A 23,561-nucleotide genomic window follows, 5' to 3' on the forward strand; every position below is an offset into this window, starting at 1 on the left:
GGGCCGGGCCATGCTGCGCGCGCTTGATATCCGCGATATTCTGATTATCGACCATCTTGAGCTGAATTTTCAGCCGGGATTGAACGTGCTGACCGGGGAAACCGGCGCCGGTAAGTCCATCCTGCTGGATTCGCTTGGGTTTGTTCTGGGCTGGCGCGGCCGGGCCGAACTGGTGCGCCAGGGCGCCAAACAGGGCGAGGTTCTGGCAGAGTTCGACCTGACCCCGGACCATCCTGCCCATGCGGTGCTGGCGGAAGCCGGACTGCCCGGTGGCGACACGCTGTTGTTGCGCCGGGTGAACACCGCTGAGGGGCGCAAGACCGCCTGGGTCAACGACCGGCGCTGTTCCGGTGAGGTGCTCAGGGCGCTGTCCGACACTCTGCTGGAGCTACATGGGCAACATGACGACCGGGGGCTGCTGAACCCGCGCGGCCACCGCGCCATGCTGGATGAATTTGCGGGGCTGGGCGACATGTTGGCCACCGTGCGCGATCGCTGGGCCACCGCCAGCCGGGCACGAAAGGCTGTCGAGGAAACCCGTGTCGCGCTGGAGGCCATCCGCGCTGAGGAGGATTTTCTGCGCCATGCGGTCGCAGAACTGGACGCGCTGGACCCGCAACCCGGCGAGGATGCCGCGCTGGATCAGCGGCGGCGTGAGATGCAGTCTGCCGAACGCATTCGCGGCGATATCCAACGTGCGCAGGGTATTCTGACAGATGGGGCCGAGGCGGCACTGGGTGATGCGCAGCGGTGGCTGGAAGGGGTTTCGGATCAGGCGGAAAATGCGCTGGATGCGCCAATTGCCGCGTTGCTCAGAGCGATGATTGAACTGGGCGAGGCGCAGGACGGCGTTGCCCGGGTGCTGGATGGGCTGGATTTCAACCCCGGTGAGCTGGAGGAGAGCGAGGAGCGCCTCTTTGCGATCCGGGCGCTGGCACGCAAGCATGATGTGCTACCGGATGATCTGGGTGGCTATGCCGAGACGCTGCGCCGGAAACTGACGGCAGTTGACGCAGGTGATCAGGATCTGGCCAATCAGGAGGCCGCATTGGCCGAGGCTGAGGCTGCCTATGCAGGCGCTGCCGCGCAGCTGTCGGCAGCGCGCCGCGAAACAGCTGCTGCACTGGACACGGCGGTGATGGCGGAGCTGGCGCCGCTGAAGATGGAGCGGGCAGTGTTCGAAACACGGCTCACCGATGCTGAGCCGGGGCCGGAGGGCAAGGACGCGGTCGCCTTTACCGTGGCAACCAATCCGGGCGCGCCGGCAGGGCCACTGAACAAGATCGCCTCGGGCGGTGAGCTCAGTCGCTTCCTGCTGGCCCTAAAGGTGTGTCTGCGCGGTGAGACCGGCAATCAAACAATGATCTTCGATGAGATCGACCGCGGAGTTGGCGGTGCCACCGCCGATGCTGTGGGACGGCGGCTGAAATCGCTGGCTGAGGGCAGTCAGGTTCTGGTGGTGACCCATTCACCGCAGGTTGCCGCACAGGGCGCGCATCACTGGCGGGTGCAGAAACAGGTGATCGACGGCCAGACCCTGTCACAGGTGGTGCCTCTGGATGAGGGCGAGCGCGTTGATGAGCTGGCGCGGATGGTTTCCGGTGATACAATCACCCCAGAGGCCCGCGCAGCCGCCAAGGCGCTGCTGACGGGCTGAAGTAAAACTGTCGCTCAGGCGGCCGTAAGCGGTTGAGTTTTCACGATGGTTTAACCACCCAACCGATAGTCTGCCGCCGAACGAGACAAGAACGACACCGGGACAATCGGGTTCATGCCACAGACCATTCGCTCCGTTATTTCTGCCCAGTTCACTCAGGGCATTGCCGCGGCGCGGGATGTCTGGAGGGTGTTGCGCCACCGTGGGCCAAGCCAGATTCAATTCTGGTTCATCGCTCTTCTGATCGGTATCGCCGCCGGGTTTGCGGCGCTGTTCTTTCGCAAGGGGATCACGGCGTTTCAGGCTTGGGTCTACGGCGCGGAAGATGTGAATTTTCTGCATAGTTTTGCGCAGGACATGCCGTGGTACTGGCTCATGGCGATTCCAACGCTGGGCGGGTTGGTGGTCGGGTTGATCTTGCACCGGTTCACTCCTGACGCCCGCGTGCGCTCGGTTGCGGATGTGATCGAGGGGGCAGCCCTTGGCGATGGCCGGGTCGAGATGCGCGCCGGGCTGGCCTCGGCCTGTGCATCCTTTCTGACACTCAGCACCGGAGGTTCAACCGGGCGGGAGGGACCGGTGGTCCATATGGCCGGGGTAATTTCGACCTGGGTCAGCAACCGCATTCAGGCCGATGGCATCACTGGGCGCGATCTTCTGGGCTGTGCAGTGGCGGCGGCTGTCTCCGCCAGTTTCAATGCGCCGATCGCCGGGGCGCTCTTTGCCTTGGAGGTGGTTCTGCGCCATTTTGCGGTCCATGCCTTTGCGCCGATTGTGATTGCCTCGGTGGCCGGGACGGTGATCAACCGGCTGGAATACGGCGATGTGACCGAATTTGATCTGATCACGCCGGGTGCGCTGCAGTTTTATGTCGAGTTGCCGGCGTTTCTGATGCTGGGCCTGATTTGCGGGTTGGTGGCGGTGGTGCTGATGCGCTCAATCTTCTTTGCCGAGCAGATCGGCAATGCGCTGCAGGACCGGCTACAGCTGCCGCGCTGGCTGCGCCCGGCAGCGTCGGGTCTGCTGCTGGGCATGATTGCGGTCTGGTTTCCCCATATTATCGGTGTCGGCTATGAGACCACGGTTTTGGCGCTGACAGGGGCGTTGGTGTTGCATCAGACGATCCTCTTTACGGTGGTCAAGACCGCCGCTGTGGCGATCACCATGGGCGGACGCATGGGAGGCGGGGTGTTTTCGCCCTCGCTGATGGTGGGCGCGTTGACCGGATTGGCCTTTGGGTTAATTGCTACGGCGGTGTTGCCGGATGTCTCGGGGACGCACACGCTTTATGCCTTTGCCGGAATGGGGGCGGTGGCGGCGGCTGTTCTGGGGGCACCGATTTCCACCACGTTGATTGTGTTTGAGCTGACCGGCGACTGGCAAATTGGCCTGGCGGTGATGGTGGCGGTGTCGATATCGACAGCGCTGGCCTCACGTATTGTGGATCGGTCGTTCTTCCTCACCCAGCTGGAGCGGCGCAATATCCACTGTGCCGCAGGTCCGCAGGCCTATCTGCTGTCGATGCTGCGCGCAGGTGCGGTGATGCGGCCGATGGGGGATCCGCGCTGTGCCAGCGCCGAAGACTGCACCGTGTTGATTGAACAAGGGCTTTCGATCCGTGCCTCTGCCTCGCTGGAAGCAGCGATGCCGGTCTTCGATCGGGCCGAAATTGACTACCTGCCGGTGCTGGCTGAGGGGGGCGGTGGCGACAATCCGCCGAATCTCATCGGCGCTCTTTACCACGTTGATTCGCTCAAGGCCTACAATCGCGCATTGGCCGCAGCGGCTGCCGAAGAGCACAGTTGACGGCTGAAAGCTGCGGCAGCTAAGTGCCGGTTTGCGACATTTCCGGCAAAGGAGTCGCTCAAAGACATGTTTACCCGCAAAAGACGATCTTGAATATGTGATATTTCTGAAACGGGTGGTCGGTTTTTTCCTTAAGTAATTTTAACCTTTGTCGGCGCGACCGCTTAATTATGGTTAACATAAGGCTAATAGTGATCATTCTTCGGAAGTGAAAACATGCAACACAATAAAATCAGCCCAGCAGAGGCTGAACACGTGGCGAAGGCAGTAGAGCAGGAAAACGAGCGGGCCTCCTATGAGGCCCTGATCGACTATGTTGTTCAAAGTGCTCGGGATGCGCAGATGTTCTGTACAGGCGAGTCGGTCGAGGCGGCGCGTGAGCATCTGTGCCAGACGATCCTCAGCTGACAGGCACAGTGTTTCAGTTGGCCTATTTCGGTTTGTTAATTGGTACTATTTCTATCTTTTTAGGTCTGCTTCAAAGGATCTAAAAAACGGCCCGGATAAAGAAAACGACATAGCAATCAAAATGATCGTTATACGTGCGTTTTGTTGCGGGTCTTTACGGCCAAGGCTATCTGCCCGCGGCCTGCTGCCGATTGAATCGTGTCGCTCTGTGCCCAGCCTTGTGCCGTGCCGCGCTGTGAGTTCCTGATTTCGCACGGCCTGCCGAAGATCCTGAGCCGGTTCTGTTTGGCGGTCTCAGGCCACCGAAAATGTCGGCGAAAGTTTGCTTACCCATAAATGGGGCGCCCCGATATGGGACGCCTGTAACGTGTTAGCAGCGTAATTCCGCTGATGATATTCAGGCCTCAGATCTGCTCAACCTTGACCGTGTCTCCGGTGACAAAGGCGAGGTGATCCTTGATCTCGGCCACCGCAGCGATCGGATCTTCATAGCTCCAGACGGCGTTCTCGGTCACCGAGGATTTGTTCACGATGGAATAGTAGCTGGCGTCGCCCTTGCCCGCGCAATGGGTGGTTTTGTCACTGCGATCGAGGAATGCGGTTGCGATGTCACCGCGCGGAAAATAGATGACGGGCGCCAGATCGCCCTCGCTCAGCTCAAGCGCGTTGCTGCTCTCGCCGAGCACAGCGCCCCCGGAGCGCACCACCCAGGTGCCGGCTGCCTTGCGAATTTGGATCTTTGTCATGGTCTTTTCCTTCACGTCGTTCGTCACGGATCAATATCGTCTTTGGTTGTAACACTGCGGTATCACAGCGGTGCCGTAGCGGCATCCAGCCAGCGTCGCGCCGGGGCTGTTACGTTGGGTCCAATCTTGTCGGCCACAGCCGCATGATAGGTGTTCACCCAGTCCCGCTCTGCCGTTGTGAGCATCTCTGCGACAATCAGTCGCCGGTCCAGCGGGGCGTAGGTCAGGGTGCGCCAGCTCAGCATCTCGCGGTCTGCGTCAGCACTGTCCAGCTCAGGCGCCGGTTCTACCACCAACAGGTTTTCAATGCGAATACCAAAAGCGCCTTCCCGGTAATATCCCGGCTCATTGGACAGAATCATGCCGGGGTCCAGGGGAACGGTGCCAGAGCGGCTGAGCCGCTGCGGGCCCTCGTGAACGCTGAGAAAGGCACCGACCCCGTGGCCCAGCCCATGGTTGAAATCCTGTCCGGCCAGCCAGAGCGGCATTCGGCCCACCGCTTCGATGTCGCGCCCGGCGAGACCTCTGGGCCAGCGCAGCCTCGACATGGCAATCATGCCCTGAAGGACGCGGGTATAGGCCTCCCGGGCGTCCTGCGGTGGGGTGCCGATGGCGAGGGTGCGGGTGATGTCGGTGGTGCCGTCCAGATATTGCCCGCCGCTGTCGAGCACCAGAAGGTGGCCGTCGTCCAGCGTGGCATTGCTGTCCTCGCTGACGCGGTAGTGAATGATTGCGCCGTTGGGGCCGGTGCCGGAGATGGTCTCAAAGCTGATGTCGCGCAGTTTGGGATCCTTGCGGCGCTCCGCTTCGAGGTGTTTGACCACGTCGATTTCGGTGACGCTGCCGGCGGGCTGCGCATCGAGCCAGGCGAGGGTTTCGACCACAGCGGCCCCGTCGCGCAGATGAGCGGCGGCGCTGCCCTCGATCTCGGCGGCGCATTTGCGGGCCTTGGGCAAAGCGCAGGGATCACCGGCTGCGACCAGCGCATCACCGAGCTGATCGGCGACGATCTGGGGCAGGGTGGTCAGGTCAGCAGCGACGGCGGCATTCCGGGCCTGAGCAAGGTCCGCCACTGCCGGGAGGAAGGCCGCAGGCGTTTGCACGGACACATCCGGGCCGAGATGTGCGGTGACGTCAGTCAGTTTCTCTGCGGCCATGAAAAGATCCACCCGCGCGTCGGCGTGCAGAATGGCAAAACCGTGGGCGACCGGGTTGTGAGCGATATCGCTGCCACGGATGTTCAACAGCCACATGATGCTGTCAGGCAGGGTGATCACCGCCGCGCTTTGACCCGCGTTGCGCAGCCCCTCAGCTAGAGAGGTGATCTTGGCAGCGGCGGTTGTGCCTGCGTAGTCAACAGGATGGGCGATGACGGGTTGCATGGGCGGAGCGGGCTGATCGGGCCAGATGCGGTCCACCAGATTGTTGCATTGGACGAAGTCAAAACCATGGTCGCCCAGTGATGCGGTCAGCGCTTGGAGCTGGCTCGCGGAATGCAGCCAGGGGTCATAGCCGATGCGTCCGCCCTCTGGCAGCTGTTCTTTCAGCCAGTCGGCGAGCTGCACCTCTGGCCAATGGACCGGGGTGTAGACCTCTGCCACCTGCTGTTTCACCTGCGTGCGGTAACGCCCGTCTATGAAGACGCCTGCGATGTCGCGCAACACGGCGCAGAAACCGGCCGAACCGGTGAAGCCAGTGAGCCAGGCCAGCCGCTCATCGCCGGGGGCAACATATTCGCCCTGATGGGCATCGGCGCGGGGCACCAGAAAGCCGTCCAGCGCCTCCTGTTGCATCTCCGCGCGCAGCGCGTTGAGCCGGGGCGGGCCTTGGTCCGGGCGGGTCGCTACGTCAAAGGTCTGGAACATCGGCTCCCTCCATCTGTTTCGGGTGGTCCGCGACGGTCGGTCAGAGCGCAGCGACCGGCCCTTCCGGGAGGGTGTTGCGCGACGTCGGCGGGAACAAGGAAATGACGCGGCAGTCATGGCGCGCTCTGTCGCGAATACTTGTTCCAAATCCGGCGGCTTCCCGCAACCCCTGTAACACAAAGCCCCGCACCGAAGCGGCGCGAGGCTTTGACCAGAGCAGTGCGGCTGAGGTGCTCAGCTGGCGCGTTTGATGCCCATGACGCGGGCACGGGCGCGCGGATCACTGTCAAACAGCGCGGCGAGCTGTTCGGTCATGGCACCTGCCAGCTGTTCAACATCGGTGATGGTGACGGCGCGGTCATAATAGCGGGTCACGTCATGGCCGATGCCGATGGCTAGCAGTTCGACCTGTTTGCGCCGCTCCACCATGGCGATTACATCGCGCAGGTGTTTTTCCAAATAGTTGGCCGGGTTCACCGACAGGGTGCTGTCATCCACCGGCGCACCATCGGAAATCACCATCAGGATTTTGCGCGCCTCTTGCCGCGCGATCATGCGGCGGTGCGCCCATTCCAGCGCCTCACCGTCGATGTTTTCCTTAAGGAGGCCCTCTTTCATCATCAGGCCGAGGTTGTCACGGGTCCGACGCATCGGCGCATCGGCGCCTTTGTAGATGATGTGGCGCAGGTCGTTGAGGCGGCCGGGCAATTGCGGACGACCCTCATTGAGCCAGGCCTCGCGGGCCAGGCCACCTTTCCAGGCGCGGGTGGTAAAGCCGAGGATTTCGACCTTCACGTTGCAGCGTTCCAGGGTGCGGGCCAGAACATCGGCGCAGATCGCGGCGATGGAGATCGGGCGCCCCCGCATGGAGCCGGAGTTATCGAGGAGCAATGTCACCACGGTGTCGCGGAATTCGGTGTCTTTCTCGCGTTTGAACGACAAGGGCGTGGTGGGGTTCGCGACCACACGGGCCAGACGACCGGCATCCAAAATGCCCTCTTCCAGATCAAACTCCCAAGAGCGGTTCTGCTGCGCCTGAAGGCGGCGCTGCAATTTATTGGCCAGCCGAGAAACAGCGCCTTTCAGCGGTTCCAGCTGTTGATCGAGGTAGGCACGCAGACGCTCCAGCTCGGCAGGTTCGGCGAGGTCCTCGGCGGCGATTTCCTCGTCATGGGCATCGTTGAAGACCTTGTAGTCCGGATCCGCCTCCGACACAGCTGGCGGCGGCGGGGGATCAAGTGGTGCCTCACCATCGGGCATTTCGGTGTCTTCAGCGAATTCATCATCCGCCATTTCATCCATGGAGACCTGCGCCTGACTCTCGTCCTGCTGCTGTTCCTGAGCCTGCTCGGGGTTGGCGTCGGCTTCCTCCTCGTCGGAATCGTCCTGACCGTTGCTGTCGGGGTCCTGCTGCTCCTCAGCGTCCTCTTCAGCGTCGTTTTCCTGCTCATCGTCGAGCTGGTCCGGGTCCTCACCCAGCTGATCGCCATAGCCAAGATCGGTGATCACCTGCCGCGCAAATTTGGCAAAGGTGGCCTGATCCTCGATGGTGTCGTCAAGGTTGGCCAGTGTTTCACCGGCCTGCTGTTCAATGAACCCGCGCCAGAGTTCCATGACATTGGCAGCAGCTTCGGGCATGGGGCGGCCAGTGGCCAGATGGCGGATCAGATAGCCAGCCGAGACCGCCAGCGGCGCCTCGGTTGCGGATTTGATCTGGTCATAGCCCTTGCGCAGGGCCTCGTTCTGGATCTTCACATCAATATTGGAGGCGGTGCCGGGCATGTGCCGCGCGCCCATTGCTTCGCAGCGGGCGGACTCCAGCGCCTCATAGAGGTCCCGCGCCATATCGCCGGGTGGGGCGTATCGGGCATGGGTGGCGGTGTCGTGGAATTTGTGGCGCAGCGCCAGCGCATCGGCGGTGCCACGGGCCAGCAGCACTTCCTCCCGGCTCATCCGGCGGGAGACCTGCGGCAGCCGCATATTGTCCCCGGACATTCCAGCCGGGTCGACGGAGTAGGAGACGTTCAGCTCGGAATCGTCGGCCATCACCTTGGTGGCTTCGGCCAGCGCCTTCTTGAACGGATCGGCGGGGTTATCGTTGGGCTTTTTCATGGTCGCACCTTTTCCGCTAGTCAGCATCGCCCTTGCCCGATCGAAAGTCCAGCGCGTGTGCTGCGGGTAAGGCAGCGGCCGGCCCGGCGGAGTGGGCGAGACGCGCCCACCCATTTTGCCGGTGGCAAGCCGTCGCATTGACGGGGGGCGGGTCGTGCACTGCCCGGCCGGCGGCCGGGCGGCAGTTTACCAGTTAGCCCAGCGAAACGCTGGCAGCGCTTTCGGGCAGCTCTTCGTCAAAGCAGCGCTGGTAGAACTCGGCCACGGTCTGGCGTTCCAGCTCGTCGCATTTGTTCAGGAACGACAGGCGGAAGGCATAGCCCACATCGCGGAAAATCTCGACGTTCTGTGCCCAGTTGATCACGGTCCGGGGCGACATCACAGTGGAGAGGTCGCCGTTCATAAAGGCGGTCCGGGTGAGGTCGGCAATGGTCACCATCTGGGAGATGGTCTTGCGCCCCTCGGCAGTGTTGTAATGCGGCGCCTTGGACAGCACGATGGCCGCTTCGGCATCATGGCTGAGGTAGTTCAGTGTCGCCACCAGCGACCAGCGGTCCATCTGGGCCTGGTTGATCTGTTGGGTGCCGTGGTACAGCCCGGTGGTGTCCCCAAGGCCCACGGTGTTGGCGGTGGCAAACAGGCGGAAGTAGGGGTTCGGGGTGATGATTTCGTTCTGGTCCAGCAGCGTCAGCTTGCCGTCATGCTCCAGCACCCGCTGGATCACGAACATCACGTCGGCGCGGCCGGCATCATACTCGTCGAACACGATCGCAACCGGGTTGCGCAGCGCCCAGGGCAAGATGCCTTCGTGGAATTCGGTGACCTGCTTGCCGTCGCGCAGCTTGATCGCGTCCTTACCAATGAGGTCAATCCGAGAGATGTGGCTGTCGAGGTTCACCCGCACGGAGGGCCAGTTCAAACGGGCGGCAACCTGTTCGATGTGGGTCGATTTGCCGGTGCCGTGGTAGCCTTGGATCATCACGCGGCGGTTGTGGCTGAAGCCTGCTAGGATGGCCAGTGTGGTTTCGGGATCGAATTTATAGGTGGGGTCCAGAGCCGGAACCCGGTCAGAGCCTTCGGCGAAGCCCTTGACGGTCATATCCGTATCAATTCCGAACACATCGCGCACCGAAAAGGTCTCGGTGGGTTTCGCGTTCATATCCAGCAAACCGTCGGTCATCGCAGTCGATCCTTATCCTCATCCGCGCAGCGTCCGTCGGCTGCGGGCAATCCGCTGGATTGGTGCCTGATCTTGTCTGCAATCGCAAGGGGCCATGACCGGGTTTGACCAGCTGTCGTGACGTTTGGATCAAAACTGGCCCTATGGGGGCTGTCCTCGCTACCGGACGCGCTATGTTTCCTCCGCCTAACGCGTGTTGTGCTGAAGGACGGCGGCGCTGTGGGATGTCGCTGCAAACGCATAGCGGGGTTGCGTCTACGGGCGGTCTGCGGCGCCCTGATGGGCAAATGAGCCCTGTACAAAAGGGGGCAAAGCCGATATCAGCGCGCACTTGGATGATGCCATCCGCGTTCCTGCGCAGTCGGGGACATTCCCGATATCGGCGTGCCCTCTGGCGGCGCGCCCCGCAGCAAGCGAAATGAAATCTTGAAAACAGCACTCGAACAAGCGCTTCAGGCGCGCGGCTACGAGCATTTGACACCCGTGCAAGAGGCCGTCACCGCAGCCGAGCTGGATCAGTCCGACCTTCTGGTGTCGGCACAGACCGGATCCGGCAAAACCGTAGGCTTTGGCCTGGCGATGGCCCCCACATTGTTGGGCGACGCCGAGAAACTGGACCGTGCCGATCTGCCGTTGGCGCTGGTCATTGCGCCGACCCGCGAATTGGCGTTGCAGGTCAAACGCGAACTTGGCTGGCTTTATGCCGAAGCGGGCGCGCAAGTGGTCTCCACCGTTGGCGGTATGGATATGCGCGATGAGCGGCGCGCGCTGGAACGTGGCGCCCATATTGTTGTGGCAACGCCCGGGCGTCTGCGCGACCACATTATGCGCGGCTCCATCAATCTGTCGCAGGTCCGCGCCGTAGTGCTGGACGAAGCCGATGAGATGCTCGATCTGGGCTTCCGCGAAGACCTTGAGTTCATTCTGGGCGAATCCCCGGAAGAGCGCCGGACCCTGATGTTCTCGGCCACCGTGCCTGCGGGCATTGCGCGGCTGGCGGAGACCTATCTGAAGGATCACCAGCGCATCAAAACCGTGGCGGAAGCCTCGCAGCATGCTGACATTGAATATCAGATGCTGGCCGTGGCGCAGCGGGATGTTGAGAACGCAGTTATTAACGTGCTGCGCTTCCACGAGTCGCCTAATGCGATTGTGTTCTGCAACACCCGCGCGGTGGTGAATCGGATGACCACACGGCTGAGCAATCGCGGATTTTCCGTGGTTGCCCTGTCCGGCGAGCTGTCCCAGGCGGAGCGGTCCAACGCGCTGCAGTCCCTGCGGGACGGGCGCGCGCGGGTCTGCGTGGCAACGGATGTGGCGGCGCGCGGGATCGACCTGCCGAAGCTGGATCTGGTCATTCACGCGGATCTGCCATCCAGCCATGAGACGCTGTTGCACCGGTCGGGCCGTACTGGCCGTGCCGGGCGTCAGGGCGTGTCCGCGCTGATCGTGCCACCAAAGGCAAAGGGCAAGGCCCTGCGCCTGTTGCGGTCGGCCAAGATCACGGCAGAGACCAGCCCGGCCCCCAGTGCCGATGATGTCCGCACCCGCGACTTTGAGCGCCTTCTGGGCGACAAGGCCTGGAGCGAACCGGTCAGCGAAAATGAGACCGCCCCTGTGGCAGAGCTGGTTGAGCGGTTCTCGCCCGAGCAGCTGGCCGCCGCCTATCTGCGTCTGTTCCACGATCGCCACAGCGCGCCTGAGGAGCTGAGCGATCCGCAGCACGACAAACGTGAGCGCCAAGAACGCGCGCCCTTTGGTCCGTCCGTGTGGTTTGCCGTCAGCGGTGGCCGCAAGGCCGGTGCCGAGCCGCGCCGACTGCTGCCTGCGCTGTGCAATGCCGGTGGGCTGACCAAGGATGATATCGGCGCGATCCGGGTTCAGTTTGACCAAAGCTATGTGGAAGTGCGCGAAGGCAGCGCCGAAAGCTTCTGGGGTGCGGTGAAACATGACGGTCTGGAAGAGGGGGCAAATGTCACCCGTCTGGACAAGGCGCCGGATCTGCCCAAATCTCCACGTCCGCAGGGGCGTGAAGGCGGTGGTTTCCGCGATGACAAGCGCGGCCATCGTGGACAGGATCGTGGAGATCGCGGCGGCGAGCGGGGGGAGCGTAAGCCCTATGGCGACAAGCCCCGCTATGACAAGCCGCGCGGCGACAAGCCTGCTTACGGTGATAAGCCACGTGGTGAAAAACCATATGGTGACAAGCCTCGTGCCAGCAAACCCTATGGCGATAAACCGCGTGGTGACAAACCGGCCTATGGCGACAAACCCCGTTTCGATAAGCCCAAGCGCACAGGTGAGGGCGGCAAAGCCACGGTGACCGCACGCGGGTCGTCGGACCGGGTGGCAACGCCGTCGGCGCCTGCCAAACCTGCGGTTCCGGGCAAGCCCAAAGGCGATTGGTCCAATCCGGGGAAATCCGGTCGCAAGGGGCCGCCACCGCCGAAGGGCAAGCCCAACAGCAAGAAGAACAAGGCGCGTGCAGCCGTTTCCGGAAAGCCCGGCGGCAACGCGCGACCGCAGCGCAAGGGCAGCTGAGCCGCCTATCAGCGTAAAATGAAGAAGCCACGGCACCAATGTGCCGTGGCTTTTTTGTTTTGTCGTGACTGCAAGTCGTGTTGGGAAACCTATCGACTGGTCTTTGGATTTCTCCATTTGGCCAAGATCGCTCCTAATAACAGCGGAGCGGCTCTCACAGGCACACGATTTTCGGGCATTCCTCGACCGGTTCAATGACCTGACCTCGGCGCAGGTCGAAGACGCCAGAAGTGGGCGCGACCCCGCTCCGATGTTCAACGGGTGCCCTGCGGATCGGCAAAAAGCTGGGGGAGGCGAAGCATTGGGTAAATAAAAAGCACCGCTTGCGCGACGCTTTCTGGTGTTTTCAAAACGGCAAAGACACCGGTGAGACGAACCTGCTTTAGGTGCTGCGGCTCACTTGAAGCTGCGGCTGTCCTTGATCTGGTCCCAGGCCCAGACCACCTCTTGCAGCTGTTCTTCCTGGCTGCGATCGCCCCCGTTCATATCGGGGTGCAGCACTTTGATCAGCTTTTTGTAGGCCTTGCGGATGTCGGCCTTGCTCCAGTCATCTTTGGCCTCCAGCACCTCAAGCGCGCGGCGTTCGGTCGGCGGCAGACGGCGCCCGGCAGGGGCGGAGCGGCCCGGATTGCGGGTGGCGTTCTGACCGAGCACCTGATGCGGATCCTCAATACCAAGCCGCGCCCAGGCCCGTGCCTCCGGGTCGCCCATGGGTTTGGTCTGGCGTTCCCAGACCTTGTCCTTGGACTGCTGGGCGTTCATCTCAGCCTCAGTGGTGCCTTCAAAGAAGTTCCACTTGTTGTTGTATTCGCGCACGTGCTCCTGGCAGAACCAGTAGAAATCATCCAGCACATCGGGCGCCTTGGGGGCGCGGAATTTGCCGGGTTCATTGCAACCGTCCTTGTCGCAGACGCGTTGGGAGGTCTCGGACGCGCCGGTGGCGGCCCGCCGCCCGCGGGGGTTCTTTTTCTTCGCTGACCGGATGGACATATCGAAACCAAAGGGATCTGACTTGGTCATGGGGCGCACCTTCTAGACGCAACTGTTCGACTCGGAGGCAGCAGTTTAGTCTAAGGGGCGGCAGATTGAAGGGGGCTGGGAAAATTAATACGGGGATTTTTATGCAGGACACGGCAGAATGAGCATTCGTGATGAGATTGAGGCCCGCCTGCGTGCTGAATTTGCGCCAAGCGTGCTGCGGGTCGAGGATGAGAGCGATCAACACATCGGCCATGCAGGCCACGACGGGCGCGGCGAGAGCCATTTCAACGTGCATATCCGGGCCGCGGCCTTTGCGGACATGAGCCGCGTCGCGCAGCATCGTGCGGTGCATAAGGCGTTGGGCGACATTGTGCCGCGCATCCACGCGCTGGCGCTGGATATCGGCGCCTAGCGCGGCAAGTCAGGCAAAGCCCCGCCTATGTGACCAAGCGGCAACGTCGGCGGGGAATTCGGGTAAGGGGCTGGTCAGCTCCCTGCCGGATCTTTGGAGGGGTCTTGCGCCTTTGTCAGCTTTGGCTCGGCCTTTGCGGCGGGTTTGGTTGCGGCGCCTTTCGGCGTTGCGGCGAGGGTGGCGCGGGCCTTCAGTGCGGCGGTCACGCCGGACACCGGGCTGAGTTCCTCCACGCCATCATCAGCCATCATCGCACGTGCACCACGACCGGGAACGGCGATGGCGCCCGCCGGGGCCTCCGGATCACCGGCAATGGCGGTGGGCGGTACGATGGCGGTGGTGGTCGCCGGACCAAGGGTCGGCACAGTGGTGGTTTCCGGGCGACTGGCGGCCGCGGGCTCCGCGGTGGCGGCTGCGACGTCCTTGGTGTCCGGATCTGTCGGCTCGCTGATGGCCGGACCCGTGGTCTGAGTGGCGATCTGGGCGCTGAGCTGTGCGGCCAGCTGGGCGATGGCCGTGGACTGCGAGTCCTCAGCCGCTGCTGGCAGGGCGCGGCGGAAAATCAGCACGTTGCGCCAATTGGTTGTCGAGCCGGTCAGCCCGCTGCGTTCTTCTGAGGGCAGAAGCTCCGCGCGCTGATACTCCCAGCCCTCTGCTGCCATCTCATTAAGCAGAATATCGATGGAATTGGCGAACCGGGCTTCGGCAGTTTTGACCCCCTTGGCCTTGGTGCCCTTGGCGGGGGCGGGAACAACCTTGTACTCAAAAGCTTGCATAAACGTCTCCTGTGTCGACGGCAGGTTTAGCGCAAGCGTGCGGGGGGTCAAGCGTCCGCGTTCCCCATGGGCGGGGACCTGTCGATGGGCAAGTCGATCTGCAGTATAACCAAATTCCGCGGCGGAATTCCAGTTTGATGACGGGGGCTTGCGCTGTGATGTCAGCACAAAGGGGACACAGGCGGCTGAGTTGCAGCCTGCGCAGGCACCAAAAAGGGCGCCACCGGGGCGCCCTTGGTCAATCTGCAATTCGGTCTGATCTGCGACTGGCGGCTTGCGCTCACTCGCCCAGTTTCTTGGCCACCAGCTCATTCACCGCCTTGGGGTTGGCCTTGCCGCCGGTGGCTTTCATCACCTGGCCGACAAACCAGCCTGCGAGCTTGGGGTTCACCTTGGCCTTTTCCACCTGTGCGGGGTTGGCTGCGATGATCTCGTCCAGCGCGGCCTCGATGGCGCCGGTATCTGTCACCTGCTTCATACCGCGCTCTTCGACGATCTGAGCCGGGTCGCCACCTTCGGTATAGACGATCTCGAACAGGTCCTTGGCGATTTTGCCGGAAATCGCATCGGAAGAAATCAGGTCAATGATACCGCCGAGCTGCGCCGGGGAGACCGGGCTGTCGGTGATCTGTTTGTCCTCATCCTTCTTCAGGCGGCCGAAGAGTTCGTTGATCACCCAGTTGGCGGCCAGCTTGCCGCTGCGGCCCTTGGCGGTTTCCTCAAAGAAGGTGGCCGATTCCACGTCGGCGGTCAGCACCGATGCGTCATAATCGGACAGACCGAAATCCTTGATGAAACGTGCCTTTTTCTCGTCCGGCAGTTCCGGCAGGTTGGCGGCGATATCATCCACCCAAGCCTGTTCGATTTCCAGCGGCAGCAGATCCGGGTCGGGGAAATAGCGGTAGTCATGCGCCTCTTCCTTGGAGCGCATGGAGCGGGTTTCGCCCTTGTCGGGATCGTACAGGCGGGTTTCCTGATCGATGGTGCCGCCCGCCTCGATGATGGCGATCTGGCGGCGGGCCTCGACGTCGATGGCCTGCTGGATAAAGCGCATGGAGTTCATGTTCTTGATCTCGCAGCGGGTGCCGAGGTGGGAGAAATCCTGGGTTTCCTGATACTTCTCATACTGGCCCGGGCGGCAGACGGAGACGTTCACGTCGGCGCGCAGGTTGCCGTTCTGCATGTTGCCGTCGCAGGTGCCCAGATACTGCATGATTTGGCGCAGCTTGGCGATATAGGCGGCGGCTTCCTCGGGCCCGCGGATGTCGGGGCGGGAGACGATCTCCATCAGGCAGACGCCGGTGCGGTTCAGGTCCACGAAGGACATGTTGGGATCCATGTCGTGGATCGACTTGCCTGCGTCCTGCTCCATGTGGATGCGTTCCACTCGCACATTGCGCGCGGTGCCGTCGCCCAGCTCCACCAGCACTTCGCCCTCGCCCACGATGGGGTGATAGAGCTGTGAAATTTGGTAGCCCTGCGGCAGATCGGGGTAAAAATAGTTCTTGCGGTCAAAGGCGGACCACAGGTTGATATCCGCCTTCAGCCCCAGCCCGGTGCGCACCGCCTGCTCGACGCAGTATTCGTTGATCACCGGCAGCATCCCCGGCATCGCCGCATCCACGAAGGCGACGTTGGAGTTCGGCTCGGCGCCGAAGCGCGTGGAGGCGCCGGAGAACAGCTTGGCATTGGAGCTGACCTGGGCATGCACTTCCATGCCGATGACCAGTTCCCAGTCATGCTTGGCGCCCGCGATTACTTTGGGCTTGGGGAGTTCATATGTCAGGTCGAGCATGGTTTTCCGCCGTATCCGAATGTCTATAGTTGGCAAGCGTTCTAGGCCTCTGCGCGGGCAGGAGCAAGAGGGCAATGGCGGCACGGGATTGCCGCGGCGGTATTTGCCCTCTTGGCGGGGTTAGGGCGTGCAGATAGAACTGGCAGCCCGAGCAGTTCAACAGGAGGCCGCCTTGGACACATCCGCCCGTATCAGCCAGACCATTGCCACGGAAATCGGCGCTGCCGCAAAACAGGTGAGCGCCGCTGTCGCGCTGCTGGACGAAGGCGCCACCGTGCCCTTTGTCGCGCGCTACCGGAAAGAGGCGACCGGGGGTCTGGACGACACCCAGCTGCGCCGGCTGGCGGAACGGCTGGAGTATCTGCGTGAGCTGGAAAAGCGGCGGGCGGCGATCCTTGAGTCGGTGAAATCGCAGGACAAGCTGACCGATGCGCTGGCATCCTCGATCGCTAAGGCTGAGACCAAGGCGCAGCTGGAAGATATCTATCTGCCTTATAAGCCAAAGCGGCGCACCAAGGCGATGATCGCCCGCGAAAACGGGTTGGAGCCACTGGCAGAGGCCATTCTGGCCGACCGCCGCATAGACCCGGAAAAGCTGGCGGAAGGGTACATTACCGAGGCGGTGGAAACGGTGAAGGATGCGCTGAATGGCGCGCGCGATATCCTGACCGAGCGGCTGACGGAAAATGCGGCCCTATTGGGGCGGTTGCGGGGGTTCCTGCAAAAGGAAGCGGTGGTCACCGCCAAGGTGATCGAGGGCAAGGAGCAGGAGGGCGCCAAGTTCTCCGACTATTTCGCCCATACCGAGCGTTGGGCCGATGTGCCCTCGCACCGGGCGCTGGCGATGCTGCGTGGGTCAAACGAGGGCGTGCTGACGCTGGATGTGGGGCCGGAGCCGGAAGAAGGTGCCGCGCGGGCCGAAGGCATGGTTGCGGCGGAGCTGGGCGCGGGCGGCAACGGGCCGGGGGATATCTGGCTGCGCAAGGTCGCGGGTTGGGCCTGGCGGGTGAAGCTGTCGCTGTCGATGATGCTGGAGCTGATGGGAGACCTGCGCGGTCGTGCGCAGGAAGACGCCATCCAGGTGTTTGCACGCAATCTGAAAGACTTGTTGTTTGCAGCGCCAGCCGGTGCGCGGCCGACTCTCGGGCTGGACCCGGGCATTCGCACCGGCGTCAAGGCGGCGGTGGTTGATGCGACCGGGAAACTGGTGGCCACCGAAACGCTGTATCCCTTCCAGCCGAAGAACGATCTGCGCGGGGCGCAGGTGTCCATCGTCAAGCTGATCGCGGAACATGGCGTCGAGCTGATCGCCATCGGCAACGGCACCGCCAGCCGCGAGACTGAGCGGATGGTGGCAGAGGTGCTGAAACACCTGCCCGCCAAGATCAAGGCGCCGACCAAGGTGGTGGTGTCCGAGGCGGGTGCGTCGGTATATTCGGCGTCGGAACTGGCGGCGCGGGAGTTCCCGGATCTGGATGTGTCCCTGCGTGGGGCGGTGTCCATTGCGCGGCGTCTGCAGGATCCGCTGGCGGAGCTGGTGAAGATCGAACCCAAGAGCATCGGTGTTGGCCAGTATCAGCACGATGTGGATCAGCATAAACTGTCAAAATCACTGGAGGCGGTGATCGAGGATGTGGTCAACGCGGTGGGCGTGGATCTTAACATGGCATCGGCGCCGCTCTTGAGCCATGTCTCGGGGCTTGGCCCCGGTCTGGCAGAGGCGATTGTCGCCCATCGCGATGTGAACGGGGCGTTTGCCTCGCGCCTCGAGCTGCTGAAAGTGGCGCGGCTTGGTCCCAAGGCGTTTGAACAATGCGCCGGTTTCCTGCGCATCCGGGATGGCAAGGAGCCGCTGGATGCGTCCTCGGTTCACCCCGAAAGCTATGCCGTGGCGCGCAAGATTGTGGCTGCCTGCGGGCGCGATATTCGTCAGATCATGGGCGACGGGGCAGCGCTGAAGTCTCTGCGGGCAGAGGAGTTTGTCGGCGGCGAGGTCGGACTGCCGACTGTGCGCGACATTTTTGAGGAATTGGAAAAGCCGGGCCGCGATCCGCGTCCGTCTTTTGTGACGGCCTCGTTCAAGGATGGGGTTGAGACGATTACCGATCTTAAGCCCGGTATGGTACTGGAAGGCACGGTGACCAATGTTGCAGCCTTTGGCGCCTTTGTGGACATTGGCGTGCATCAGGACGGGCTGGTGCATGTCAGCCAGCTGGCGGACCGGTTTGTGAAAGACCCCCATGAGGTGGTGAAGACTGGCCAGGTGGTCAAGGTCACCGTCACGGAAGTGGATGTGCCGCGCAAGCGGATTGCGCTGACCATGAAGAAGGACGGCGGAGCCTTTGCCAAAGAGGAGCGTAACGCACGCGGACCGGCCAAGGGGGCAGGCCCGCGACAGGGCGGCAAGCCTGCGTCAGCTCATGGCAGGCATAAGGGCCCGGGGCAGAAGCAGGGCAAAACTCAAAGCGCGCGTCAAAACTCCGGCCAGAAGACTGATCAGAATACCGGCGCGCTGGGGGCCGCTCTGATGGATGCTTTCAAGAAGCGATAGCAGGACACCGGATGGAGCACGAGGGCCACGCAGGCGCGCGAGGCGCCTGTGCTAGTTTGAGGAGACCCTCAGGCCGCTGGCGGAGAATTCCACCCTCTGGCCTGCCTCGATCTCATTGCGGAACAGTTTCGCGATAAATGCCAGTGCATCCTTGCGTCCGTGATCGGCAAAGCGGCGCGGGGAGGCGATGCGCAGGTTGTTGTCGAACCGCTGGGCTGCGTGGGCCCAGATCAGGGGATGGATTTCGCGCAGGTGATCGCGGATCAGCCATTCTGCGGCCTCCACGATTTGGGCGCGCTGCGGGGGGCCTTTGGTGGCGGCTTCCTCGCCGTAGCGCAGGGCCACAGCGCAATAGGAGGCGAGAAGGTTGATCATCTCCTGATCTGGGCGACGGGCCACGATATCGCGCAGACCGTCCATGAAGAAGTCGATATCGACGCGGGCGCAGGCCTCTGGGTCCAGTGCAATGGCGTCGAAATAAACCCAGGCATAGGCGCCGTGGCCCCAAGTGGCCTCGGTGCGGGCGGCGGTGCGGCGGGCCTCCAGTTCGAGCGCGGTATAGTCGCCGAACCAGCGCGGCAGCATATGGGTGCCCAGACTGCGCATGTGGCGATGGTTGTCGGGGTCAAGATCAATGAGCGCTGCAAAGTCATCGGCGACCTGCGTGGTTCCGGCAGAGCGTTGCCCGGCCAGAAGAGCGGTTTTGGCGGCGGCTATGAAGGGACTGTCGAGCGCAATGCCATCCAGCGGGTGCAACAGCGCGGCGGCCCTGTCGAAATGGGCTGCACAACGCTGACCGTTGGCGACTGTGATCGACAAGACGTCGGAATACCCCCGCCAGATCCACGCCACATCAATATGGGCCAGGGCCACCAAGGTGCGCAGATAGGGATCGTCGCGATACTCGACGGACATGGCCTCCAGCCCCATGACACCTTCGATCATCTTGCGCCGGTCTGCGGCGTGGCCGAGGCTCAGCGCGTGTTCGACGGCATTGACCACATCGCCGCGGGCACCATGGGCCAGCAGTTCGGCGACGGGAAGGCCATGCGGCGTGTTGCGTCGCGCCCTATCAGCCTCTGCGATCCGGGCGGAGAGGTCAGCCCAGCGATCCTGACGGGCGAGGAACTGCCCCTGATCCTGCAGTGCCGCGCAGTCACTGTCTGAGTGCGCAGGATCGCAGATTGGCACGATCAGTTGCTCGGTTGATTGAGTGATGGCGCTGCTGTGACTGCGCGGCTCGGAGGTGCTGTCCTGAACCGTTGTTGGTTGTGGCAAGCGGACGGGGTGACCATCGGCGGTCTGGACAGTCTGTGCGCGCCCGTCGCCGGGCAGAAATGTCGCAAAAACCTGTTTGAAAAGATCGCGCGCTGGGGTGTTTTTTTTGAGCATATCGATGTCCGCGTGCTGGCAGCTTAAATCACTGAAAACAAACTGACCCGGCTTTGGGGCGCAATCATGGCGCGCGCGCGCCATTGCAGAGGACGATTGGGATATTCCAGTGGCAGGTTAACGGGCGTTAAGAGTTGGGTTTGCGGCGGAGGCGCCGCGCAGACCGCTAGAAGATCTGAAAATGATGTCGCTCAACCCGCAGATTGGCGGCAATCAGTGCCTGCTCAAAGCGCTGATGCGGCGGCAGGCAATCCGGCGGGATACGCAGGCGTTTGCCGCTGTCTGTGAAAACCGTGGCGCGATGGGAGAAATCCCAGCGCCTGTCGAGCCGAATGTGGCTGATCCGATCCAGGGGGATATCTGTGCTGCCGGAGGCGGCGTTACGCCAGCTAAGGCCCTTGCTGTCCAGCGCCAGCATCGCAGTAGGGTTGCGCCATAGCTCCCACAGGCCGGGGAGCAGAGGCAGCGCCAGCATCACAGTGATCCAGACGGCGGCGGAGAAATACAGCGTTATGATCAGAATGCCGACCGCCCAGAGGCCAAGCGCCACGGTGAGGCGCGGTGTGCGGGCGGTCCGGCTGTAGCGATACGCCGTGGAGGAGACACCGCCGTCAGACACCCGCCAGACCTACGGCACGGCGGGTGTCACCGAGATCCGGCTGACGGCAAAGCTGCACCGTTTCCAGATCTACAGAGGGGAACGGGCAGTCAGGCCGCCCGCTCTTTCTGCGTGGCTTGGGCGTCACCCCTGCAGGATCCGGCTGACCATCTCATGTGTGTCCCGGCTGAGACCCTCTGTGGCGAGGATGCGCTCCAGCTCAACCCGGATCAGGGCCTGTCGCGCACTGTCGTAGCGTTTCCAGGTCTGGAAGGCCGCACACATCCGCGCGGTGGTCTGGGGGTTCAGGCTGTCCAGCGCGATCAGGTTCTTTGCCAGCAGCTGATAGCCCGCGCCACTGACATGGTGGAAGCCCGCGTGATTGCCCGCCAGCGCGCCCATCACGGCGCGGAAGCGGTTGGGGTTCTTCATGTCAAAGAGCGCGTGACCGGTGAGGTCTGAGGCAACCCCGGCTGCCGCATCGGGGGCGGCACAGGCCACCTGCAGGGCGAACCATTTGTCCATCACCAGACGATCGCTCTGCCATTGGTCGAAGAACGCCTGACTTTGGCTCTCGCCATTTTCCGCCTTCATCAGTGATGCCAGCGCCGCATATTGCTGGGTCATATTGTCAGCGGCCTGATACTGGCGTGCCGCCTGTTCGCCGCCATCCAGCCGGGTAAGCAGGGACAGGATACGACCGTTCAGCGCCCGCAGACCGGCACCATGGGCATCGGGCTGATAGGGGCCATCAACGGTGGTCGCGGCATAAAGCCGGGGCAGGCTGGTCTCCAGCTGTTGCGCCAGCGTCTGAGCGAAGGTCTCTGCCGCATCGTAGATCTTCTGCGGATCGGGGGTGACACCTCGGTTGTGCAGAGATTGGGCAATCTCGGATTGGCTGGGCGGCGACAACACCAGCGCGCGGAAGGCCGGATCAAGCGTGTCATCGCGCACCAGTTTCTCCAGCGCATCCAGATAGGCCCCGTCGGGCGCGGCGCCCTCGGTCACCATGCTGACGCGGGTTTCGGTGGCCAGAGCGTTGCCCGCCTCCCAGCGGTTGAAGGGATCAGTGTCATGGGCCAGCAGGAAGGCGCGTTCTGCGTTGGTGGTCTCGCGCTCCAGGATCACCGGGGCCGAGAACTCGCGCAGGATGGAGGGCACGGGTTTCGCGGCGATGCCATCAAAGGTGAAGCTCTGCTTGGCTTCGGTCAGCTCCAGCACCTCCGTGGCGCGCACTTCACCGCCGTTGGGGGAAAGCAGCCCCACCGCGATTGGAATAACGCGAGGGGCCTTGTCGTGCTGGCCGGGGGTGGGCGGCGTCGATTGCTCAAAGGTGAGGGTATAGCGACCGTCGGCATAGTCCTCAGAGACCTGCACCCGCGGGGTGCCTGCCTGACTGTACCAGAGTTTGAACTGGCTGAGGTCACGCCCGGTGGCATCCTCAAACACCTTCAACCAGTCTTCGATCGTACAGGCCTGACCGTCGTGCCGGTCAAAGTAGAGATCCAGCGCCGCTGCGTAATTCTCATCGCCCACAAGGCGCTTCACCATCCCAATGACCTCAGCGCCTTTTTCATAGACGGTGGCGGTATAGAAGTTGTTGATCTCTTGGAATTGTTCCGGGCGCGGCGGGTGAGCGAGGGGGCCGTTGTCCTCCGGGAACTGGCGCGCGCGGAGCGCAATCACATCCTCAATCCGCTTCACCGGCTCTGACCGCATATCAGCGGTGAACTGGGCATCGCGGAAGACGGTCAGGCCTTCCTTCAGACACAGCTGGAACCAGTCGCGGCAGGTGATGCGATTGCCGGTCCAGTTGTGGAAATACTCATGGGCGATGATCGCCTCAATCCGTTCGAAATTGGCATCCGTGGAGGTCTCGGGCGAGGCGAGAACGCAGGAGGAGTTGAAGATGTTCAGCCCCTTATTCTCCATCGCGCCCATGTTGAAATCATCTACTGCCACGATGTTGAAGATATCCAGATCGTACTCGCGGCCGTAGACATCCTCGTCCCATTTCATCGACTTCTTCAGCGCTTCCATGCCAAAGGCGCATTTGCCCTCGTCTCCCGGGCGGACCCAGATGTTGAGTTCGACATCCTTGCCGGACCGGGTGGTGAAGCTGTCGGGATGGTTCACCAAATCACCGGCCACCAGCGCAAAGAGATAGGCCGGTTTCGGCCATGGATCGTGCCACTCCGCCCAACCGTCGCCTGACCCAGTGGGATTGCCATTGGATAGAAGGACCTTTTCATTCCCTTCGATACGGACCGAGAAGGTCGACATCACGTCAGGGCGGTCAGGGTAATAGGTGATCTTGCGAAACCCCTCGGCCTCACATTGGGTGCAATACATGCCGCTGGACATATAAAGCCCTTCCAGCGCGGTGTTGGCAGCGGGGTCGATCTCCACCTCCGCTTCCCAGGTGAAGGGGGTGTCGGGTGTGTCGCAGATGAGACCACCCGCGATCAGCTCCGGCGTCACGGGTGCGCCGTCGATCTTGGCGGAGATGAGTTTCAGGGCCTCACCGTGCAGGAAAAACCGCGGATCGGCGGCGTTTTCCTTGGGGGCAAAGCGGATCTTGCTCAGCACGCGGGTCGAATTCGGCGCCAGCTTGAACGTCAGCTCTACCGCCTCCACCTCAAATCCGAAAGGTTTGTAATCTTTCAGATAAAATGTCTCCGGTGCGGTGGTGGGCGCGGCATCTTTCATGGTTTTTTCCTGTTCCGTGGAACCCGAGCGGG

At 62.4% G+C, this 23,561-nt stretch carries 16 protein-coding genes; 6 read left to right on the forward strand and 10 right to left on the reverse strand.

Annotated features, from left to right (window positions below):
• The first annotated feature begins 10 nt into the window (after positions 1 to 10).
• The 3 genes from recN to phaeop14_RS04445 all read left to right on the forward strand — a co-directional run bounded on the left by recN (position 11) and on the right by phaeop14_RS04445 (position 3,871).
• Positions 11 to 1,657 (forward strand): DNA repair protein RecN, encoded by a 1,647-nt coding sequence (gene recN, locus phaeop14_RS04435; protein WP_096788864.1) that lies wholly within the window; start codon positions 11 to 13, stop codon positions 1,655 to 1,657.
• Between the two features lie 114 nt (positions 1,658 to 1,771).
• The gene (locus phaeop14_RS04440) at positions 1,772 to 3,463 is read left to right on the forward strand and encodes a chloride channel protein (protein ID WP_040174175.1); all 1,692 of its coding nucleotides are present in this window, start codon (positions 1,772 to 1,774) and stop codon (positions 3,461 to 3,463) included.
• 216 nt (positions 3,464 to 3,679) lie between these two features.
• Positions 3,680 to 3,871, forward strand: a complete 192-nt coding sequence (locus phaeop14_RS04445; RefSeq protein WP_040174173.1) for a hypothetical protein — start codon at positions 3,680 to 3,682, stop codon at positions 3,869 to 3,871.
• Between the two features lie 404 nt (positions 3,872 to 4,275).
• On the opposite strand, the gene phaeop14_RS04450 is transcribed toward phaeop14_RS04445, so the two are convergent.
• From phaeop14_RS04450 to cobS, 4 genes are all read right to left on the reverse strand, one after another.
• Positions 4,276 to 4,617 (reverse strand): DUF427 domain-containing protein, encoded by a 342-nt coding sequence (locus tag phaeop14_RS04450; RefSeq protein ID WP_040174171.1) that lies wholly within the window; start codon positions 4,615 to 4,617, stop codon positions 4,276 to 4,278.
• Positions 4,618 to 4,679: 62 nt separating this feature from the next.
• A complete protein-coding gene (locus phaeop14_RS04455; protein ID WP_096788865.1) occupies positions 4,680 to 6,482 on the reverse strand; it encodes an aminopeptidase P family protein in 1,803 nt (600 codons plus the stop codon).
• Positions 6,483 to 6,716: 234 nt separating this feature from the next.
• Positions 6,717 to 8,594, reverse strand: coding sequence for a cobaltochelatase subunit CobT (gene cobT / locus phaeop14_RS04460; RefSeq protein WP_040174168.1), 1,878 nt, complete (start codon positions 8,592 to 8,594; stop codon positions 6,717 to 6,719).
• 193 nt (positions 8,595 to 8,787) lie between these two features.
• A complete protein-coding gene (cobS, locus tag phaeop14_RS04465) occupies positions 8,788 to 9,774 on the reverse strand; it encodes a cobaltochelatase subunit CobS (RefSeq protein ID WP_096788866.1) in 987 nt (328 codons plus the stop codon).
• A 426-nt stretch (positions 9,775 to 10,200) separates the two neighbouring features.
• On the opposite strand from cobS, the gene phaeop14_RS04470 reads away from it, so the two are divergent.
• The gene (locus phaeop14_RS04470) at positions 10,201 to 12,315 is read left to right on the forward strand and encodes a DEAD/DEAH box helicase (RefSeq protein WP_244905806.1); all 2,115 of its coding nucleotides are present in this window, start codon (positions 10,201 to 10,203) and stop codon (positions 12,313 to 12,315) included.
• A 396-nt stretch (positions 12,316 to 12,711) separates the two neighbouring features.
• On the opposite strand, the gene phaeop14_RS04475 is transcribed toward phaeop14_RS04470, so the two are convergent.
• Positions 12,712 to 13,335, reverse strand: a complete 624-nt coding sequence (locus phaeop14_RS04475; protein ID WP_040174166.1) for a DnaJ domain-containing protein — start codon at positions 13,333 to 13,335, stop codon at positions 12,712 to 12,714.
• A 118-nt stretch (positions 13,336 to 13,453) separates the two neighbouring features.
• Here phaeop14_RS04475 and phaeop14_RS04480 point away from each other — a divergent pair, with 118 nt between their 5' ends.
• Positions 13,454 to 13,708, forward strand: a complete 255-nt coding sequence (locus phaeop14_RS04480; protein WP_096788868.1) for a BolA family protein — start codon at positions 13,454 to 13,456, stop codon at positions 13,706 to 13,708.
• A 74-nt stretch (positions 13,709 to 13,782) separates the two neighbouring features.
• Here the strand turns inward: phaeop14_RS04480 and phaeop14_RS04485 are convergent, their stop codons facing one another.
• Positions 13,783 to 14,484 carry a DUF4177 domain-containing protein gene (locus tag phaeop14_RS04485; protein WP_096790228.1) on the reverse strand — a complete coding sequence of 234 codons (702 nt, stop codon included), beginning with the start codon at positions 14,482 to 14,484 and terminating at the stop codon, positions 13,783 to 13,785.
• A gap of 280 nt (positions 14,485 to 14,764) precedes the next feature.
• Positions 14,765 to 16,279 carry an Asp-tRNA(Asn)/Glu-tRNA(Gln) amidotransferase subunit GatB gene (gene gatB, locus phaeop14_RS04490; protein ID WP_096788869.1) on the reverse strand — a complete coding sequence of 505 codons (1,515 nt, stop codon included), beginning with the start codon at positions 16,277 to 16,279 and terminating at the stop codon, positions 14,765 to 14,767.
• A gap of 172 nt (positions 16,280 to 16,451) precedes the next feature.
• Between gatB and phaeop14_RS04495 the strand changes: the two genes are divergently transcribed.
• Positions 16,452 to 18,830 (forward strand): Tex family protein, encoded by a 2,379-nt coding sequence (locus phaeop14_RS04495; protein ID WP_096788870.1) that lies wholly within the window; start codon positions 16,452 to 16,454, stop codon positions 18,828 to 18,830.
• 51 nt (positions 18,831 to 18,881) lie between these two features.
• Here the strand turns inward: phaeop14_RS04495 and phaeop14_RS04500 are convergent, their stop codons facing one another.
• The 3 genes from phaeop14_RS04500 to pepN form a co-directional block, all read right to left on the reverse strand.
• A complete protein-coding gene (locus phaeop14_RS04500; protein ID WP_244905807.1) occupies positions 18,882 to 20,222 on the reverse strand; it encodes a hypothetical protein in 1,341 nt (446 codons plus the stop codon).
• 166 nt (positions 20,223 to 20,388) lie between these two features.
• Positions 20,389 to 20,841, reverse strand: coding sequence for a hypothetical protein (locus phaeop14_RS04505; RefSeq protein WP_096788872.1), 453 nt, complete (start codon positions 20,839 to 20,841; stop codon positions 20,389 to 20,391).
• Between the two features lie 123 nt (positions 20,842 to 20,964).
• Positions 20,965 to 23,529: an aminopeptidase N gene (gene pepN / locus phaeop14_RS04510; RefSeq protein WP_096788873.1), complete on the reverse strand. Its 2,565-nt coding sequence runs from the start codon at positions 23,527 to 23,529 to the stop codon at positions 20,965 to 20,967.
• Positions 23,530 to 23,561: the final 32 nt, after the last annotated feature.

Origin of the sequence: Phaeobacter piscinae (assembly GCF_002407245.1) — a bacterium.
GTDB classification, from domain to species: Bacteria; Pseudomonadota; Alphaproteobacteria; order Rhodobacterales; family Rhodobacteraceae; genus Phaeobacter; species Phaeobacter piscinae.

What these genes read in the sequence shown, in the direction of transcription:
- phaeop14_RS04500 (WP_244905807.1), bottom strand. Translation starts at nt 20,222, where the DNA reads ATGCTCAAAAAAAACACCCCAGCGCGCGATCTTTTCAAACAGGTTTTT.
- phaeop14_RS04480 (WP_096788868.1), top strand. Translation starts at nt 13,454, where the DNA reads ATGAGCATTCGTGATGAGATTGAGGCCCGCCTGCGTGCTGAATTTGCG.
- phaeop14_RS04485 (WP_096790228.1), bottom strand. Translation starts at nt 14,484, where the DNA reads ATGCAAGCTTTTGAGTACAAGGTTGTTCCCGCCCCCGCCAAGGGCACC.
- phaeop14_RS04445 (WP_040174173.1), top strand. Translation starts at nt 3,680, where the DNA reads ATGCAACACAATAAAATCAGCCCAGCAGAGGCTGAACACGTGGCGAAG.
- phaeop14_RS04450 (WP_040174171.1), bottom strand. Translation starts at nt 4,617, where the DNA reads ATGACAAAGATCCAAATTCGCAAGGCAGCCGGCACCTGGGTGGTGCGC.
- phaeop14_RS04455 (WP_096788865.1), bottom strand. Translation starts at nt 6,482, where the DNA reads ATGTTCCAGACCTTTGACGTAGCGACCCGCCCGGACCAAGGCCCGCCC.
- cobT (WP_040174168.1), bottom strand. Translation starts at nt 8,594, where the DNA reads ATGAAAAAGCCCAACGATAACCCCGCCGATCCGTTCAAGAAGGCGCTG.
- gatB (WP_096788869.1), bottom strand. Translation starts at nt 16,279, where the DNA reads ATGCTCGACCTGACATATGAACTCCCCAAGCCCAAAGTAATCGCGGGC.
- cobS (WP_096788866.1), bottom strand. Translation starts at nt 9,774, where the DNA reads ATGACCGACGGTTTGCTGGATATGAACGCGAAACCCACCGAGACCTTT.
- recN (WP_096788864.1), top strand. Translation starts at nt 11, where the DNA reads ATGCTGCGCGCGCTTGATATCCGCGATATTCTGATTATCGACCATCTT.
- pepN (WP_096788873.1), bottom strand. Translation starts at nt 23,529, where the DNA reads ATGAAAGATGCCGCGCCCACCACCGCACCGGAGACATTTTATCTGAAA.
- phaeop14_RS04475 (WP_040174166.1), bottom strand. Translation starts at nt 13,335, where the DNA reads ATGACCAAGTCAGATCCCTTTGGTTTCGATATGTCCATCCGGTCAGCG.
- phaeop14_RS04440 (WP_040174175.1), top strand. Translation starts at nt 1,772, where the DNA reads ATGCCACAGACCATTCGCTCCGTTATTTCTGCCCAGTTCACTCAGGGC.